The 16,485-nt window shown below is 69.7% G+C and carries 14 protein-coding genes; 10 read left to right on the top strand and 4 right to left on the bottom strand.

Translation table 11 applies throughout. The annotated features are described in order from the left end of the window. The first annotated feature begins 90 nt into the window (after positions 1-90). Entirely contained in the window at positions 91-3,351 is a 3,261-nt protein-coding gene (locus tag AC07Y4_RS30970) for an efflux RND transporter permease subunit (protein WP_495275557.1), read from the top strand. Positions 3,352-3,362: 11 nt separating this feature from the next. Next, on the top strand, positions 3,363-4,862 hold the full coding sequence (locus AC07Y4_RS30965; protein WP_495275556.1) for an efflux transporter outer membrane subunit: 1,500 nt from the start codon (positions 3,363-3,365) through the stop codon (positions 4,860-4,862). A gap of 131 nt (positions 4,863-4,993) precedes the next feature. Here the strand turns inward: AC07Y4_RS30965 and AC07Y4_RS30960 are convergent, their stop codons facing one another. Continuing rightward, complete coding sequence (locus AC07Y4_RS30960; RefSeq protein ID WP_062474873.1) at positions 4,994-5,359, bottom strand: SPW repeat protein; 366 nt, start codon at positions 5,357-5,359, stop codon at positions 4,994-4,996. 169 nt (positions 5,360-5,528) lie between these two features. Here AC07Y4_RS30960 and AC07Y4_RS30955 point away from each other — a divergent pair, with 169 nt between their 5' ends. From AC07Y4_RS30955 to AC07Y4_RS30940, 4 genes are all read left to right on the top strand, one after another. Beyond that, complete coding sequence (locus AC07Y4_RS30955; protein WP_495275555.1) at positions 5,529-6,113, top strand: TetR/AcrR family transcriptional regulator; 585 nt, start codon at positions 5,529-5,531, stop codon at positions 6,111-6,113. Positions 6,114-6,177: 64 nt separating this feature from the next. Beyond that, a complete protein-coding gene (locus tag AC07Y4_RS30950) occupies positions 6,178-8,457 on the top strand; it encodes a xanthine dehydrogenase family protein molybdopterin-binding subunit (RefSeq protein ID WP_495275554.1) in 2,280 nt (759 codons plus the stop codon). A 28-nt stretch (positions 8,458-8,485) separates the two neighbouring features. Continuing rightward, positions 8,486-8,950, top strand: coding sequence for a (2Fe-2S)-binding protein (locus AC07Y4_RS30945; RefSeq protein WP_062474886.1), 465 nt, complete (start codon positions 8,486-8,488; stop codon positions 8,948-8,950). A 164-nt stretch (positions 8,951-9,114) separates the two neighbouring features. Beyond that, entirely contained in the window at positions 9,115-9,846 is a 732-nt protein-coding gene (locus tag AC07Y4_RS30940) for a GntR family transcriptional regulator (protein WP_495275553.1), read from the top strand. 9 nt (positions 9,847-9,855) lie between these two features. Here the strand turns inward: AC07Y4_RS30940 and AC07Y4_RS30935 are convergent, their stop codons facing one another. Then, positions 9,856-10,722 (bottom strand): MurR/RpiR family transcriptional regulator, encoded by an 867-nt coding sequence (locus tag AC07Y4_RS30935; RefSeq protein ID WP_495275552.1) that lies wholly within the window; start codon positions 10,720-10,722, stop codon positions 9,856-9,858. A gap of 139 nt (positions 10,723-10,861) precedes the next feature. Here AC07Y4_RS30935 and AC07Y4_RS30930 point away from each other — a divergent pair, with 139 nt between their 5' ends. From AC07Y4_RS30930 to AC07Y4_RS30920, 3 genes are read left to right on the top strand one after another with little or no spacing between them, the layout of a single operon-like run. Beyond that, positions 10,862-12,196, top strand: coding sequence for an aspartate aminotransferase family protein (locus AC07Y4_RS30930; RefSeq protein WP_495275551.1), 1,335 nt, complete (start codon positions 10,862-10,864; stop codon positions 12,194-12,196). A gap of 52 nt (positions 12,197-12,248) precedes the next feature. Then, the gene (locus AC07Y4_RS30925) at positions 12,249-13,163 is read left to right on the top strand and encodes a transporter substrate-binding domain-containing protein (protein ID WP_495275550.1); all 915 of its coding nucleotides are present in this window, start codon (positions 12,249-12,251) and stop codon (positions 13,161-13,163) included. Between the two features lie 14 nt (positions 13,164-13,177). After that, the gene (locus AC07Y4_RS30920; protein WP_495275549.1) at positions 13,178-13,822 is read left to right on the top strand and encodes an aspartate/glutamate racemase family protein; all 645 of its coding nucleotides are present in this window, start codon (positions 13,178-13,180) and stop codon (positions 13,820-13,822) included. Here AC07Y4_RS30920 and AC07Y4_RS30915 read toward each other — a convergent pair. Further along, entirely contained in the window at positions 13,814-14,671 is an 858-nt protein-coding gene (locus AC07Y4_RS30915; RefSeq protein ID WP_354344830.1) for a hypothetical protein, read from the bottom strand. The two genes, AC07Y4_RS30920 and AC07Y4_RS30915, sit on opposite strands and share 9 nt — an antisense overlap. 182 nt (positions 14,672-14,853) lie before the next feature. On the opposite strand from AC07Y4_RS30915, the gene AC07Y4_RS30910 reads away from it, so the two are divergent. Beyond that, positions 14,854-15,678 (top strand): undecaprenyl-diphosphate phosphatase, encoded by an 825-nt coding sequence (locus tag AC07Y4_RS30910; RefSeq protein ID WP_062474913.1) that lies wholly within the window; start codon positions 14,854-14,856, stop codon positions 15,676-15,678. 10 nt (positions 15,679-15,688) lie between these two features. On the opposite strand, the gene AC07Y4_RS30905 is transcribed toward AC07Y4_RS30910, so the two are convergent. Beyond that, the coding region (locus tag AC07Y4_RS30905) for an IclR family transcriptional regulator (protein ID WP_495275548.1) at positions 15,689-16,485 on the bottom strand (797 nt) is incomplete at its 5' end.

Below are 16,485 nucleotides of genomic sequence, written 5' to 3'. Positions count from 1 at the left end.
CTTTTGCCTACGTTTCTTTGGCGAAGCAAAGAAAAGTAGGTCGGCCGCCGGGCCGAGACCCGGCCTCGGGAAGCAAAACGAGGCACTGCGATGAACCTGTCGCGTCCTTTCGTCCGCCGCCCCATAGGCACAGTCCTCCTGACCATAGGCATCGCCCTGGCAGGAATTGCAGCGTTCTTCGTCCTCCCAGTCTCCCCGCTACCCCAAGTCGACTATCCAGTCATCTCGGTAAGAGCCTCCATCCCAGGAGCAAGCCCAGAGACGATGGCCACCAGCGTCGCGACCCCACTGGAAAGACACCTGGGAACCATCGCAGGCGTCAACGAAATGACGTCCACCAGCTCCGTAGGCTCCTCCCGAGTCACGCTGCAATTCGACCTCAGCCGCAACATCGACGGCGCCGCCAGAGAAGTCCAGGCCGCCATCAACGCCAGCCGGGTAGACCTGCCCGCCACGCTAAGAAGCAACCCGACCTACCGCAAAGCCAACCCGGCGGCGTCGCCAGTCATCATCCTGGCCCTCACGTCCAAGACAAAGACCCCAGGCCAGATCTACGACGCCGTCTCCAACATCGTCAGCCAGCGCCTGTCGCAAGTAGACGGCGTAGGTGACGTAGAGATCGGCGGCGGCTCGCTCCCCGCGGTACGCATCGAACTGCTCCCCTTCGCCCTCAACCGCTACGGCATCAGCACCGAAGACGTGCGCGCCGCCATCCAGGCGTCGAATGCGAACCGCCCCAAGGGCATGGTCCAGGGCGAAGGCCGCAAGCTGCAGATCTACACCCAGACCCCGGCATTGCGCGCGAGCGACTACGCCTCGATGGTCGTGGCCTGGCGCAACGGCGCGGCGGTGCGGCTGCGCGAGGTGGCCGACGTGATCGACGGCGTGGAAGACACGCGCACGCTGGGCCTGTTCAACGGCGAGCCGGCGATCATCGTGCTGATCACGCGCCAGCCCTCGGCCAACATCATCGAGACCGTCGACAACGTGCGCGCGCTGCTGCCCGAGCTGCAGGCACAACTGCCGCCGGACGTGACGCTGCAGGTCGCCTCGGACAGCACCAACTCCATCCGCAGCTCGCTGCGCGAGGTGGAGATGACGCTGGTCATCGCGGTGCTGCTGGTGGTGCTGGTGGTCAGCCTGTTCCTGCGCAGCGTGCGCGCGACGGTGGTGCCGGCGGTGGCCACGGTGGTGGCGCTCCTGGGCACGTTCGGGGTGATGCACCTGCTGGGCTTCAGCCTCAACAACCTGAGTCTGATGGCACTCACGGTGGCCACGGGCTTCGTGGTGGACGACGCCATCGTGGTGCTGGAGAACACCAGCCGCCACATCGAGGCCGGCATGTCGCGCATGAAGGCGGCGCTGCTCGGCGCGCAGGAAGTGGGCTTCACGGTGCTGTCGATCAGCGTGTCGCTGGTGGCGGTGTTCATTCCGCTGCTGTTCATGGGCGGGCAGGTGGGGCGGCTGTTCCGCGAGTTCGCGGTCACGCTGTCGGCGGCGGTGCTGATCTCGCTGGTCATCTCGCTCACCACCACGCCGATGATGTGCGCGTGGATGCTCAAGCCGGGCGGCGAGCACGACAAGAACAAGCCGCAAGGCCGCTTCGGCCGCGCGGCGGCGCGCAGCTACGACTGGATGCTCAAGCGCTACGAGAGCGCACTCGACTGGGCGCTGGACAGCAAGGCGATCGTCATGGTCGTGCTGCTGGCGGTGGTGGGGCTGAACGTCTACCTGTTCAGCGCGGCGCCCAAGGGCTTCTTCCCGCAGCAGGACAGCGGCCAGCTCAACGGCGGCCTGCGCGCCGACCAGAGCATTTCGTCGCAGGCCATGGGCGCCAAGCTGCGCGAGGTGGTCGACATCATCCGCAAGGACGAGGCGGTCGACACCGTGGTGGGCTTCACGGGCGGCGGGCGCGCGGGCGGCGGCTTCATGTTCGTCAACCTGAAGCCGGCCAGCCAGCGCAAGGACAGCGGCCTGGCGGTGATCGCGCGGCTGCGCCCGCAGCTGGCGCAGGTGACGGGGCTGCGCGTGTTCCTCGGCCCGGTGCAGGACGTGCGCTCGGGCGGACGCTCCAGCAACTCCACTTACCAGTACACGCTCAAGAGCGACAGCCTGTCCGATCTGCGCACCTGGGCCGTGAAGCTGGCCGACGAGATGAAGCAGCAGCCCACGCTGACCGACATCGACACCGACCAGGACCAGAACGGCGTGGAGACGGTGGCCAAGGTCGACCGCGACAGCGCGCGGCGGCTCGGCCTGACCTCCACCGCCATCGACAACGCGCTGTACAACGCCTTCGGCCAGCGGCAGGTGGCCACCATCTACACCGAGCTCAACCAGTACCACGTGGTGATGGAATGGGCGCCGGGCTACACGCGCAGCCCGAACGCGCTGCGCGACGTGTACGTGCCGGCCACCAAGACCTCGGTGGTCGCGGGGCAGGCGGTGACCACGCAGGTGGCGGCCACGACGTCCACGGGCGGCACGACGGCCTCTGCCGGCGCCGCCGCCGCGACGGTGCCGGTGTCGGCCAACGCCGGCTCGCGCAACGCCTCGACCGGCAACGTGCTGAGCAACACGGCCACCGCGCTGGTGCCGCTGTCGGCGGTGGCGAAGTTCGAGGAGCAGTCGGTGGCCACGTCGGTGAGCCACGAGGACGGCGAGCTGGCCACCACCATCTCGTTCAACCTGGCCGAAGGCGCCAACCTCGGCGACGCGCGAGAGGCTATTGCCAAGGCCGAGGCCAACATCGCCATGCCGACCAACGTGCGCGGCGCCTTCGCCGGCACCGCGCTGAGCGCGCAGCAGTCGCAGGGGCAGCAGGCGATGCTGATCGTGGCGGCGCTGGTGGTGATCTACATCGTGCTGGGCATCCTGTACGAGAGCCTGGTGCATCCGGTGACGGTGCTTTCGACCTTGCCTTCGGCCGGCGTGGGTGCGGTGCTGGCGCTCTTGATGTTTCGCATGGAGTTTTCCATCATCGCGCTGATCGGCGTGTTCCTGCTGATTGGCATCGTGAAGAAGAACGCCATTTTGATCATCGACTTCGCGCTGGAGGCCGAGCGCTCGCGCGGCCTGAGCCCGCTCGAGGCGGTGCGCGAGGCCTGCCTGCTGCGCTTCCGCCCGATCCTGATGACCACGCTGGCCGCCGCGCTCGGCGCGCTGCCGCTGGCCATCGGCTTCGGCGAGGGCGCCGAGCTGCGCCGGCCGCTGGGCGTGGCGATCATCGGCGGGCTCATCGCGAGCCAGCTGCTGACGCTGCTCACCACGCCGGTGGTGTACCTGCTGCTGGACAAGCTGCGCCGCCGCGGCAAGAACGAACACGCGCTGAGCCGCGCCCCGGCCGCCTGAGACCCATGACCATGAATGCCTCCTTTTCTTCCATCGGCCCTTCACGCCGTTTCTTCGCGCTGAGCACGCTCGCGCTGGCCGCCGTGCTCGCCGGCTGCGCCGTGGGCCCGGCCTACAAGGTGCCCGAGTCGGCGGCATCGGCCGGCTGGAAGGAACAGCCCGCCGCCGACGGCTGGCTGCCCGCCGCGCCGGCCGACGCGCTCGACCGCGGCGAGTGGTGGAAGCTCTTCGGCGACGCCACGCTCGACGAGCTCGCGGCGCGCGTGCAGGTGTCGAACCAGAACATCGCCGCCGCCGTCGCCAACTACACGCAGGCCCAGGCGCTGGTGCGCGAGCAGCGCGCGGGGCTGTTCCCGTCGGTGTCCTTCGACGGCAGCGGCAAGCGCTCGGGCACGGTGGGCGGCAACGCCTCGGCCAGCCCGTCGAACACCTTCGGCGCCACGCTGGGCGCGAGCTGGACGCCCGACGTGTGGGGCCGCCTGCGCGAGGCCGTGAACAGCGCGCAGGCCAACGCCCAGGCCAGCGAGGCCGACCTGGCCTCGGCGCGGCTGTCGGCCGTCGGCGACCTGGCGACCAACTACTTCTCGCTGCGCGAGGCCGACGCCGAGATCGTGCTGCTCGACGAAACCATCCTCGGCTACCAGCGCGCCTTCGAGATCACGAGCAACCGCTACGCCGCCGGCATTGCCGCGCAGACCGACGTGCTGCAGGCGCAGACCCAGCTGGTGAACGCCAAGGCCGACCGTGTGGGCCTGCAGCGCACGCGCGCCACGCTGGAGCACGCCATCGCGATGCTGGTGGGCGTGGCGCCGGCCGACTTCAGCCTGCCGCCCGCGCGCTGGACGCCCACGGTGCCCGGCGTGCCGACCGGGGTGCCCTCGACGCTGCTGCAGCGCCGCCCCGACATCGCGGCAGCGGAGCGCGCGGTGGCCGCGGCCAATGCGCAGATCGGCGTGGCGCGCTCGGCTTATTACCCGAACATCTCGCTCACGGCCTCGGTCGGCAGCAACGCCAGCCGCGTGAGAGACCTCTTCGGCGCGGCCAACACGCTGTGGGGGCTGGGCCTGTCGGTGGCGCAGGTGGTGTTCGATGCGGGCGCCATCAGCGCCAGCGTCGATGCCGCCAAGGCCGGCCACGAGGCCAGCGTGGCGCGCTACCGGCAGACCGTGCTGGCCGCGTTCCAGGCCGTGGAAGATCAGATGACCACCGGCGCCACGCTGGCGCAGCAGGAAGGATTGCGCCGCGAGGCCACGGCAGCGGCCGACAAGACCGAGCAGCAGTTGCTCAACCGGTATCGCGCGGGGCAGGTGAGCTACACCGACGTGGTGCAGGCGCAGGCCGCCGCACTGAGCGCGCGGCGCGCGCTCGTGCAGCTTCAGGTCAATCGCCAGGCCGCGGCAATCGCGCTGATCCAGGCCATGGGCGGCGGTTGGCAGGCCGACTGGATGGGGGCGACCCACCCGGCCGGCAACAGCCCTTCAAACAACAACGCCGCTTCCCGCACACCGTAAGGGGCGGGTGTTGCGGGCGGGCATGGGAACCTGCCTGGCCCGTCGGCCCGACCGGCGCGAACACCGGACCGGGCGTCGTCGCTTCGCGGCGGTGGTCACCGCTCGGCGCTCACAGGATCGCTCTCTCCCCATCAGTGCGCTGGTCGGTCGAGGGCCTCGCCCAGGTAGTCCTTGTCTGTCACCAGGACCCAGAGGGCGAGCACCATGATCACCGCAGCCACGAGGACTGCATTGACCAGCGCCGGCTCGACCATGCGGAAGTCGAGCAACCAGGGCGACACCGCCAGCCAGGCTGCCAGCGCCACTTCGGTCCACTCTTCCCACTGGTGCGGCACGAAGGTCGCGCCCAAGGCCACGGCGCCCAGCACGATGCCGGTCGCCACCATGGTCCACATGGCGAGCGAATTGCCCTGAAAGCCCAGTACCCATGGCGAGACGATCAGCCACACGCCGGCGACGGCGTTGACGGGGTCCTGCCAATGCTTCACATGCTTCATGGTCGTACCTCCTGTCGCAGCACGACGCCACGACACTGGTTGGACTGCCACGCCGCGCCGTGGTTCCGCCATGCGGCATGGCGCGGGCCGCGCGGGGCTTGCGGATCGGCGCCGCGTTCCTATACTTGAGTGCGCACTCAACTAAACGAACGATGGAGACCGTCGACGCATGGCCAGGCCCCGCAGCGCAGACAAGCACAACGCCATCCTCGAGGCGGCGCTGGTCGAGTTCGGCCGGCGCGGCGTGTGGGCCACGCCGACCTCGGCGATCTCGCGCACCGCGGGCGTGGCCGAGGGCACGCTGTTCACCTACTTCGCGAGCAAGGCGCTGCTGACCGACGCGCTGTACCGCGCGCTGAAGACCGAGCTGGCCGGCGTGATGCTGGCCGACTGGCCCGAAGCCGCCGATCCGCGCACCCAGTTCCACCACATCTGGGACCGCTACGTGCGCTGGGGCGTGGCGCACCCCGGCAAGCTGCGCGTGCTGGCGCAACTCAAGGTGTCCGATGAACTGAGCGACGAGAGCCGCGCCGCCGGCATGGCGCCGTTCGCGCGGCTGGAAGCGGTGGCGCAGGAGTGCATGCGGCGCGGGCTGGTCGTCGAGCGACCGATGGAATTCCTGGGCGCGATGCTCACGGCGATGGCCGAGACCACGGTCGGCTACATCGCACAGGCGGGCGACGCCGCGCCGGCCTTCGACTACGCCGAAGCCGGCTTCGAGATCTTCTGGCAAGGCATCGCCGTGCCGCCCTGACGACCTGACGACGACCCCACCTCCCGCACGAACGACAAGACCCCCACCGAAGAAAGACCCCGCCATGCCCACACTCAAACGCCGCCACTTCGTGCTCGGCACCCTCGGCGCCGCTGGCGCCCTGGTCGTCGGCTGGGCCGCCACGCCGGCGGCTTCGCGCCTCGTGCCCGGCGCGCCGCTGCCGACGGGCAACGGGCAGGTCGCGCTCAACGGCTGGGTCAAGGTGGGCAGCGACGACACCGTCACGCTGGTGATGACGCAATCGGAAATGGGGCAGGGCACCCACACCGGCCTGGCGATGCTGCTGGCCGAAGAAATGGACGCCGCGGTGTCGCAGGTGCGGCTCGAGCAGGCCGGCTTCGACGCCATCTACAACAACCAGGCCATGATCCTCGACGCGCTGCCCTTCAAGCCCGGCGACGAGGGCTTCGGCAAGCGCGCGGCGCACCAGGTCGTGGGCAAGCTGCTGCGCACGATCCCGGGGCTCTCGGGCACGGGCGGCTCGTCGAGCGTCACCGACCAGTGGGGGCCGGTGCGCGAGGCTGGCGCGTCGGCGCGGCTCATGCTGGTGGGCGCGGCGGCGGCGCAGTGGCAGGTGCCCGCCAGCGAATGCCGCACCGAGGCCGGCCGCGTGCTGCACCCGGCCTCCAACCGCAGCGCGCGCTTCGGCGAACTCGCCGCAAAGGCCGCGCAGCAGCCGCTGCCCACGGCGGTGAAGCTCAAGGCGCCCGCCGACTTCCGCGTCATCGGCCAGCCGCAGCGGCGCATCGACAACGCCGGCAAGCTCAATGGCACCGCCACCTACGGCATCGACGTGCTGCCGCCGGGCCTGCTGTACGCCAGCATCGCCATGTGCCCGACGCTGGCCGGCCGCGTCGCGCGCTTCGATGCCAAGGCCGCCGAGGCGCTGCCCGGCGTGCGCAAGGTGATGGCGCTGGAGCCCGTGGCCGCGAGCCTTGTCGGCACCGGCAGCACGGCGGGCGGCGTGGCGGTGATCGCCGACACGCCGTACCACGCGATGCGCGCGCTGAAGAAGGTCGACATCGAATGGGACCACGGCCCGGCCGCGAGCCTCTCGAGCGCCGAGATGATCGACCGCCTGGCGCGCACGCTCGACGCCGACGCAGGCAATGCGCGCCTCGATACCGGCGGCGTGGCGGCGGCGCTGAAGTCCGCCGCGCGCACGATCGAGGTCGAGTACCGCGTGCCCTTCCTGGCGCACGCCACCATGGAACCGATGAACTGCACCGTGCAGTTCAAGGACGGCGCCGCCACCGTCTGGGCGCCCACGCAGGCGCCGGGCTTCGCGCGCGCCGCGGTCGCCAAGGCACTGGGCATCGATGCCGAGAAGGTCACGCTGCACGTCACCTACCTGGGCGGCGGCTTCGGGCGGCGCTACTTCATCGACTTCCTGGTGCAGGCCGCGCAGCTCGCGCGCGAGGCCGGTGGCGCGCCGGTGCAACTGATCTGGTCGCGCGAGGAAGACATGACGCACGACTTCTACCGCCCCGCCTACGTGGCGCTGTGCAAGGCCGGCTTCGACGCGGCGGGCGCGCTGGTCGCGTGGCAGACCACCAGCGCTGGCTCCAGCCTCGGGGCGCCGTCGTTCATGGACAACTCGACCGACGGCGCCTGGAACACCGCCTACGACTTCCCGCAGGCCCGCGTGGCGCACGTGCCGGTGGAGTCGGCCGTCACCACCGGCATCTGGCGCTCGGTGGCGCATTCGCAGAACGGCTTCTTCGTCGAGAGCTTCATCGACGAATGCGCCGTGGCCGCCGGCAAGGACCCGGTGGCTTTCCGCGCCGGCCTGCTTGCCAAGGATGCGCGCCACCTGGCGGTGCTGAAGCGCGTGGCCGAACTCTCGAAGTGGGGCGAGCCGCTGGCCGACGGACCCGACGGCACGAAGCGCGCGCGCGGCGTGGCCATCCACCGCGCCTTCGGAAGCATCGTGGCGCAGGTGGCCGAGGTGTCGGTCACGCCCGAGCGGCAGATCCGCGTGCACCGCGTGGTGTGCGTGATCGACTGCGGCCTGCCGGTCAACCCGAACCTGATCCGCCAGCAGATGGAAGGCGGCATCGTGTTCGGCCTGTCGGCCGCGCTGCGCGGCGAGATCACCGTGGCGCGCGGCCAGGTGCAGCAGAGCAATTTCCACGACTACACGCCGCTGCGCATCGACGAGTGCCCGGCCATCGAGGTCGACATCCTCGCCGGCACCGGCGCCGAGGTGCCGCCCGGCGGCGTGGGCGAGCCGGGCACGCCACCCATCGCGCCCGCCGTGGCCAACGCCGTGTTCGCGCTGACCGGCCAGCGCCTGCGCAGCCTGCCTCTGCGGCTGGCCTGATCTCCCGGAACAGCAAGAAAGACTCCCCATGACCACCACCACGCTGAAGATCAACGGCCAGACCGCCACCGTGAGCGCCGAGCCCGACACCCCGCTGTTGTGGGTGCTGCGCGGCGAAATGAAGCTCGTCGGCACCAAGTTCGGCTGCGGCAAGGCGCTGTGCGGCGCCTGCACCGTGCACCTGGACGGCCAGGCCGTGCGCTCCTGCGTCACCCCGCTGGAGGCCGTGGCCGGGCGCGAAGTCACCACCATCGAGGGCCTGAAGGGCCGGGAGGCCGACGCCTTGCGCGCGGCCTGGACCGAGGTCGACGTGGTGCAGTGCGGCTATTGCCAGAGCGGCCAGCTCATGTCGGCCTGCGCGCTGCTCAAAGCCACGCCCAAACCCAGCGACGACCAGGTGTCAGACGCCATGCGCGGCAACATTTGCCGCTGCGGCACCTACCCCCGGATTCGCGCCGCGATCCACCTGGCGGCAGAAACAGCGGGGCGGTAACGCAGAAACCGGGGTGGTTGTTTACAGAAGTTAATAATTTTTCCGTAATTCTCGAAAAAGTCGCCAGAACGGTATTTTTACGGAAATTGGGGATATGAAGCTTCGATACGCCGCCGTACCATCCGCGCGGCCCGCTTCCGGCCGTCCCCTGTTTCCGACTTTCGATGACCCCCCCAGATCCCTCGCGGACGCGCGTTCTGTCCGTGGCCGACACGCTGCGCACCCGCATCTTCGACGGTGCGATCGCCCCCGGCGCCCACCTGATGGAGATTTCGCTCGCCAACGAGCTTGGCGTGTCGCGCACCCCTGTGCGCGGCGCCATGGCGCGGCTGGCCGACGAGGGGTTGCTGGTCTACCACCCGCAGCGGGGTTTCCAGGTGCGCCGTTTCGACGCCAAGGACGTGTTCGACGCCTTCAGCGTGCGCGCCACGCTCGAAGGCATGGGCTGCCGCCTGCTCAGCGAGCGCGGCCTGGACGACGAGGCGCTGGCCAAACTGACGGCCATGGTCGACGAGCAGCATGCGCTGCTGCACGACAGCGGCGAATGGACCGACGAGCGGGCCGACCAGTGGCAGGACCTGAACCAGGCCTTCCACCACAAGTTGCTGTCGCTGGCCGACAACCGCTGGCTCAGCGAGGCCGTGCAGCGCGCCTGCCAGCTGCCGGTGATCTTCGACAGCCGCTCGCGCCCGCACAGGCACGACGCCGCGATGCTGCTGTACCGCCACAGCCAGGCCCTGCAGGCGCTCGAAGAGCACCGCTGCATCGTCGAGGCGCTGGGCCGGCAGGAGGCCTCGGGCGCCGAAGCCGCGATGCGCGAGCACATCAACGCCAACCGCGACCTGCTGGTGCTCTACCTGCGCCAGAGCGCCGGCCGCACCCGCGCGCTGGCCTGATTCCGTCTCTCAGCCGCCCCGCGCCACCGGCGCCATGAGGTAGGCCCCCGACTCGAACAGCTGCGCCTCGGCCTGGTCGATGCGCCGGATCACCGGCTTGCCCGCGCGGCTCGCCAGCAGCTCGACCAGCGCTTCCGTCACGGCCACGCCGGCCGCCACCGACGGGAAGAACGAGGGGCTGTGGATGGTGAAGAGCAGCGTCTCGTCCGCCAGCAGCGACAGCGGCGAGGTCACGCTGTCGGTGATCGCCACGATGCGGCAACCGGCCGCCTTCGCGGCCTCGGCCACCTGCAAGGCTTCGCGTGAGTAGGGCGCAAAGCTTGCCACCACCAGCGCGTCGCCCTTGGCGAAGGCGCGCTGCTGCATCTCGAGCAAGCCGCCCTGGCCGTCCACCAGGTGCACGCTGGTGCGAAAGAGCCGGTACACGTACACGAACGAGAAGGCGATCGGAAAGCAGGCGCGAAAGCCCGCCGCGTGCACGGCCGGCGCCTTCTCCAGCAGCGCGCAGGCCTTGAGCAGCGCCGGCCCGCTCTGCTGGTGCGTGAGCTCCAGGTTGCGCCGCTGCACCTCGAACATCTCGCCCGCCAGGCCCTGGTCGGCGACGCGACCCACCAGCTGCTTGGCGCGCCCGCCGTAGGTCTCGGTGCCCAGGCCCATGTCGGCGGCGAAGGCCTCCTTCAGCTGCGGCCAGCCCTCGAAGCCCAGGTGCTGCGCGAAACGCACCAGCGTGGCCGGCGTGCTCTGCGCGCGCGTGCCGACGTTGCGCATCGAGCCTGTGACCACCTCGTTGGGGTGGTCGAGCACGTAGCGCGCGACCTGCTGCAGGGCGGGGCTCAGTTCGTTGAAACGCTGGCGGATCAGTTCTTTGGCGCCCATGGCGGTGTCTCTTTTCTCTCGGTGTCTGGAACGAATGTACCGGAGCAGGGAAATCCCGGGAGTTGACGGAACAAATGTTCCAAGCAATAATTCGGCCGAAACGTTAGTTCCAAACACAGGCCCACGCTTTTCTCCCGCCATGACGCACGTCTTCCACCGCCACCTTCGCCAGACCCCGCCCGTTGCCGCCAGCGCGCAGGGCATGTTCATCCGCGACGCCGAAGGGCGCGAGTACCTTGACGCCTCGGGCGGTGCGGCCGTGTCTTCGCTCGGCCACGCCCATCCCGAGGTGATGGCGGCCATGCACGCGCAGATCGACACACTGGCCTACGCCCACACCAGCTTCTTCACGAGCGAGGTGGCCGAGCAGCTGGCCGACGAGCTCATCGGTTCTGCCCCCGAAGGCATGAGCCACGCTTACCTCGTGAGCGGCGGCTCCGAGGCGGTGGAGTCGGCGCTGAAGATGGCGCGCCAGTACTTCGTGGAAATCGGCCAGCCGCAGCGCACGCACTTCATCGCGCGCCGCCAGAGCTACCACGGCAACACGCTGGGCGCGCTCGCGGTGGGCGGCAACGCCTGGCGGCGCGAGCCCTTCGCGCCGATCCTCGTGCCGGCGACGCACGTCGCGCCGTGCTACCCGTACCGCGAGCAGCGCGAAGGTGAAAGCGCCGAGCAGTACGGTCTGCGTCTGGCGGCCGAGCTCGAAGCGGCCATCGTCGCGCAGGGCGCCGACCGCGTGATCGCCTTCGTGGCCGAGACCGTGGGCGGCGCCACCGCCGGCGTGCTCACGCCGGTGCCGGGCTATTTCAAGGCCGTGCGCGCCATGTGCGACAAGTACGGCGTGCTGCTGATCCTCGACGAGGTGATGTGCGGCATGGGGCGCACCGGCTCGCTGCACGCCTGCGAGCAGGAGGGCGTGGTGCCCGACCTGATGACCATCGCCAAGGGCCTGGGCGGCGGCTACCAGCCGATCGGCGCGGTGCTCGCGCAGCGCCGCATCGTCGAGGCCATGTCGCAGGGCAGCGGCTTCTTCCAGCACGGCCACACCTACCTGGGCCATCCGATGGCCTGCGCGGCGGCGCTCGCGGTGCAGCAGGTGATCCGCCGTGACGGCCTGGTCGCCAAGGTGCGCGACGACGGCGTTGTCTTCGGCGCGATGCTGGCCGAGGCGCTGGGCGAGCACCCGCACGTGGGCGACATCCGCGGGCGCGGCTTCTTCTGGGGCGTCGAGCTGGTGGCCGACCGCGCGAGCAAGCAGCCCTTCGATCCGGCCCTGGCCGTCAACGCGCGCCTCAAGAAGGACGCGATGGCGCGCGGCCTGCTGTGCTACCCCTTCGGCGGCACGGTGGACGGGCGCCAGGGCGATCACGTGCTGCTGGCGCCGCCGTACATCGCGACGCGCGACCACCTGCAGGAGATCGTCGCGCGGCTCGCCGCCTCGGTCGACGCGGTCACGCGCAGCGCCGCGCGCTGAGCGGCCGACCCCGTTCCTTTTTTTCTTCAACCGCCGTTCCGAGGAGCGTTCCATGCCCCAGCTTCGCCCGTCGTTTTCCATCGCCGCCGCCTTCGCGCTGGCCTGTGCCGCCCTGGCACCGACCGCTCCCGCGCAGGCGCAGCCCGCCAACGACACGCTCGCCAAGATCAAGGCCAGCGGCGCCATCACCTTCGGCTACCGCGAGGCCTCGTTCGGTTTCTCGTACCTGGACGCCAACCTCAAGCCCGTGGGCTACAGCATCGAGATCTGCAACCGCATCGTCGACGCGGTGAAGACCGAGCTGAAGCTGCCGGCCGTCGAGGTCAAGTACCAGGCCGTGACCTCGGCCAACCGCATTCCGCTGGTGCAGAACGGCACGGTGGACATCGAGTGCGGCTCCACCACCAACCTGGTCGAGCGCCAGTCGCAGGTGGCCTTCTCGCCGGACATCTTCCGCTACAACGTGCGCACGCTGGTGAAGGCCGATTCGGGCATCAAGAGCATCGCCGACCTGCAGGGCAAGACGGTGGTCACCACCGCCGGCACCACGTCGTTCCGCCTGCTGCGCGCGGCCGACAAGGGCCGCAGCCTCGAGGTGAACCAGCTCTCGGGCAAGGACCACACCGACTCGTTCCTGTTGGTCGAGAGCGGCCGCGCGCAGGCCTTCGTGCTCGACGACATCCTGCTGGCGGGCCAGATCGCCAACGCGCGCAACCCGAAGGACTTCGTCATCACCGGCGAGAGCCTGCGCACCGAGAACCAGTCGCTGATGTTTCGCAAGGACGACCCGGCCTTCAAGGCGCTGGTGGACCGCGTGGTGTCGGGCATGATGAAGTCCGGCGAGATGGAAAAGCTCTACAGCAAGTGGTTCATGTCGCCGATTCCGCCCAAGGGCATCAACATCAATTACCCGCTCAATGCCGAGACGAAGGAGGCCTTTGCCAACCCGTCGTCCAAGGGCATCTGATCTCACCTGACTTCATGACACGCATCGCCCTCATCCACGCGCTCTCGCATTCCGTCGCGCCCATCAACGAAGCCTTTGCACGCGACTGGCCCGAGGCCGTGCGCATGAACCTGCTGGACGACAGCCTCTCGGCCGACCTCGCGCGCGACGGCAAGGGGCTCGACGCGGCGATGCACGAGCGCTTCCAGCGCCTGGCGCAGTACGCGGTGGGCACGGGCGCGCGCGGCATCCTCTTCACCTGCTCGGCCTTCGGGCCGTGCATCGAGGCGGTGGCGCAGCGGCATGCGGGCATTCCGGTGCTCAAGCCCAACGAGGCCATGATCGAGGAGGCCGTGCAGGGCGAAGGCCGGCTGGGCCTGATCGCGACTTTCGCGCGCACGCTGGAATCGATGCCGCCGGAGTTTCCTTCGGGCATGGCGCTCGAACTGGCGCTGGCCGAGGGCGCGCTGGCGGCGCTCGATGCGGGCGACACGCAGCGCCATGACGCGCTCATCGCCGAACAGGCCGCCGCGCTGCGTGCGCGCGGCTGCACGCGCATTGCCCTGGCTCAGTTCAGCATGGCGCGCGCGCGTGGCGCTTGCGAGGCGGCCAGCGGCCTGCCGGTGCTGACGACGGTCGACAGCGCGGTGCGCGCGCTGCGCCGGCGTGCTTCAGTGTGAGCCGCCGTTGCCGACGACCGTGACCAGCGTGGTCATCGCCACCTGCGCAGCCTCGCCGCGCGCGAGCGGGCGGCCCGGGCCGGCGTTGCCGCTGTCGGTTTCCAGGCCCTGCGCCAGGCGGCGGTAGATGTCCGACGAGGGCATGGTCGCCGCCGTGCCGAGCGCGTCGCAGTAGGTGTCGGTGAGCACGGCGGCCAGCCGTTCGCGCTCGGCGTCGCACAGCACGGGCGCCTCGGCGGCGAAGACCGACGCCACGCAGTGCATCAGGTAGGCCTGGGTCTCGAGCGAGAAGGCCTGCTGGCGCACGTAGTCTTCCACCGCGTGCCAGAAGAGGGTGTCGGAGGTGCGGCGCCAGCTTTCGAGCACCTTGCGCGACTTGGCCACCAGGTCGGCGTGCGCGTCGTGCGGTTCGGCCGGGCGCAGCGCCAGGCCCTGCAGCGTGAGCGCGGCCACCGGGCCGGCCGCGCCGAGCAGGAAGCTCCAGAACTTCCAGCGCGCAAACCATTTCTTGTCATGGGCCGGGCCCAGCGGCTCCAGCAACCGGAAGTCGATGCACAGGGCGGCGTTGGCCTGCAGGCCGGAGGCCATGCGGTCGGCCTCCACATGGCCCTGCGCGACGATGCAGGCGCTGGCGCCGCAGCGGTCGATGTCGGCCAGGCGCTGCGTCAGCTGGCGCAGCTCGTGGGCCGAGGCGCCGGTGGCTTCGGCCACGCGCAGCATGCCGTGGCACTGCTCCCGCTCCAGTTGGCAGGGGCTCTTGAGACGGTCTTCGACATGGTCGTCGAGCGTCGAGGGGCGTTCTTCTGCGACGCAGTCCTCGAGTTCACTCCCGGTGGTGAACGTTGACATGGATGCTCCTTCGGGCGCAGATGAATAACTGTTATCAATATGTATTAACGCGCCGAGGTCGAACATCACCTGAACTAGGTATTTCCGTGGGCGGGCTGCCTTGCGTTTCACCGGCGGAACGGCGCCTGAACAGGGCCTGACCGATGGCCTCGCCATAATTGCCGCTCTTTCAAGGAGTACGCGTGGATATCGTTTTGCTGGTCAAGGCCGCTGTCATGGGCATCGTGGAGGGTCTGACCGAGTTCCTGCCGATCTCGTCGACCGGCCACCTCATTCTTGCGGGCTCGCTGCTGGGCTTCGACGACGCCAAGGCCAAGGTGTTCGACATCGCCATCCAGACCGGCGCGATCTTCGCGGTGATCCTGGTCTACTGGCAGAAGATCCATTCGACCGTGGTGGCGCTGCCGCGCCAGCCGAAGGCGCGCCGGCTGGCGCTGAACATCGTCATCGGCTTCCTGCCCGCGGTGGTGCTGGGCCTCCTGTTCGGCAAGATGATCAAGGCGCACCTGTTCATCCCGACCGTGGTGGCGAGCACCTTCATCATCGGCGGCTTCATCATCCTGTGGGCCGAGAAGCGCCCGCCCGGTTCGGTGCGCGTCGAGCACGTGGACGACATGACGCCCTGGGACGCACTCAAGGTCGGCCTGGTGCAGTGCTTCGCGATGATCCCCGGCACCAGCCGCAGCGGCTCGACCATCATCGGCGGCATGCTGCTGGGCCTGTCGCGCCAGGCGGCGACCGATTTCTCGTTCTTCCTGGCGATTCCCACGCTGATCGGTGCGGGCGCCTACAGCCTCTACAAGGAGCGCGCGCTGCTGTCGGTGGCCGACATTCCGATGTTCACGGTGGGCCTGGCCTTCTCGTTCATCAGCGCATGGCTGTGCGTGCGCTGGCTGCTGAAGTACATCAGCACGCACAACTTCATTCCGTTCGCCTGGTATCGCATCGCCTTCGGCATCGTGGTGCTGGCCACGGCGTGGACCGGCGCGGTGGTCTGGGCGGAATAAGCCAGCAGCCTCAGGCCGCCGCGCCCAGCAGCGCGCCGGCGGCCTTCGCCTCCCGCCGCACGGCGATGGCGATCGGCCCGTCGATCGACGGATCGAACCCGCCCGTGGCACCCAGCGCGGTGATCACGGCGCACACCCTTCCCGCGTAGTCGTACACCGGCGCCGCCACGGCGCTGATGCCGCGCAGGTAGGTGTCCCGCACGATGGCGCAGTGCGCCTGCTGCACCTCGCGGCGCAACGCGCCGATGGGGTCGTCGGCATCGAGCAGCGCGCGCATGTCCTCGGTGGCGTCGGCCAGTTCCTGCTCGGCCAGCGCCACCACGCGCGACTCGTCGAGCAGGCCCAGGAAGGCGCGCCCGGTGGCCGACCACAGCATCGACATCACCGAGCCGGCGCGCACGTTCACCGTCACCGGCAGGCCCGGCTCCTCGAAGCGCACGATGGTCGGGCCCTTGTTGCCCATTACCGCGACGAAGCAGGTCACCTCCAGCGATTCGCGCAGGCGGATCAGGCAGGGCTCGGCCGCGCGGATCGGGTCGGCCTGGCGCATGGCGGCCAGGCCGATCTGGATCGCCTCGGGTCCCAGGTAGTAGTGCTGCGAGGCGGTGTCCTGGCGCACCAGGCTTTCTTCCATCAGGCTCGCTAGGTAGCGGTGCACCTTCGCCGGGCTCTCGCCCACGTGGGTGGCCAGCGCCGTGAGGCTGCTGCGCCCGCCCAGGTGCGCCAGGCCCTTGAGCACGGCCATGCCGGTCTCGGCGGACTGCACGCGCTGGCGGCGCTCGCGGGGAGGGGAAGAGGGGGCTTCGG

The sequence above is a fragment of the Variovorax sp. GW460-12-1-14-LB1 genome (assembly GCF_059423605.1).
This window is presented reverse-complemented; position numbering and strand designations above follow the sequence as displayed.

Bases quoted from the DNA above. Each gene is read 5' to 3' on its own strand.
- AC07Y4_RS30970 (WP_495275557.1), top strand. From the start codon at position 91: ATGAACCTGTCGCGTCCTTTCGTCCGCCGCCCCATAGGCACAGTCCTC.
- AC07Y4_RS30965 (WP_495275556.1), top strand. From the start codon at position 3,363: ATGAATGCCTCCTTTTCTTCCATCGGCCCTTCACGCCGTTTCTTCGCG.
- AC07Y4_RS30960 (WP_062474873.1), bottom strand. From the start codon at position 5,359: ATGAAGCATGTGAAGCATTGGCAGGACCCCGTCAACGCCGTCGCCGGC.
- AC07Y4_RS30955 (WP_495275555.1), top strand. From the start codon at position 5,529: ATGGCCAGGCCCCGCAGCGCAGACAAGCACAACGCCATCCTCGAGGCG.
- AC07Y4_RS30950 (WP_495275554.1), top strand. From the start codon at position 6,178: ATGCCCACACTCAAACGCCGCCACTTCGTGCTCGGCACCCTCGGCGCC.
- AC07Y4_RS30945 (WP_062474886.1), top strand. From the start codon at position 8,486: ATGACCACCACCACGCTGAAGATCAACGGCCAGACCGCCACCGTGAGC.
- AC07Y4_RS30940 (WP_495275553.1), top strand. From the start codon at position 9,115: ATGACCCCCCCAGATCCCTCGCGGACGCGCGTTCTGTCCGTGGCCGAC.
- AC07Y4_RS30935 (WP_495275552.1), bottom strand. From the start codon at position 10,722: ATGGGCGCCAAAGAACTGATCCGCCAGCGTTTCAACGAACTGAGCCCC.
- AC07Y4_RS30930 (WP_495275551.1), top strand. From the start codon at position 10,862: ATGACGCACGTCTTCCACCGCCACCTTCGCCAGACCCCGCCCGTTGCC.
- AC07Y4_RS30925 (WP_495275550.1), top strand. From the start codon at position 12,249: ATGCCCCAGCTTCGCCCGTCGTTTTCCATCGCCGCCGCCTTCGCGCTG.
- AC07Y4_RS30920 (WP_495275549.1), top strand. From the start codon at position 13,178: ATGACACGCATCGCCCTCATCCACGCGCTCTCGCATTCCGTCGCGCCC.
- AC07Y4_RS30915 (WP_354344830.1), bottom strand. From the start codon at position 14,671: ATGTCAACGTTCACCACCGGGAGTGAACTCGAGGACTGCGTCGCAGAA.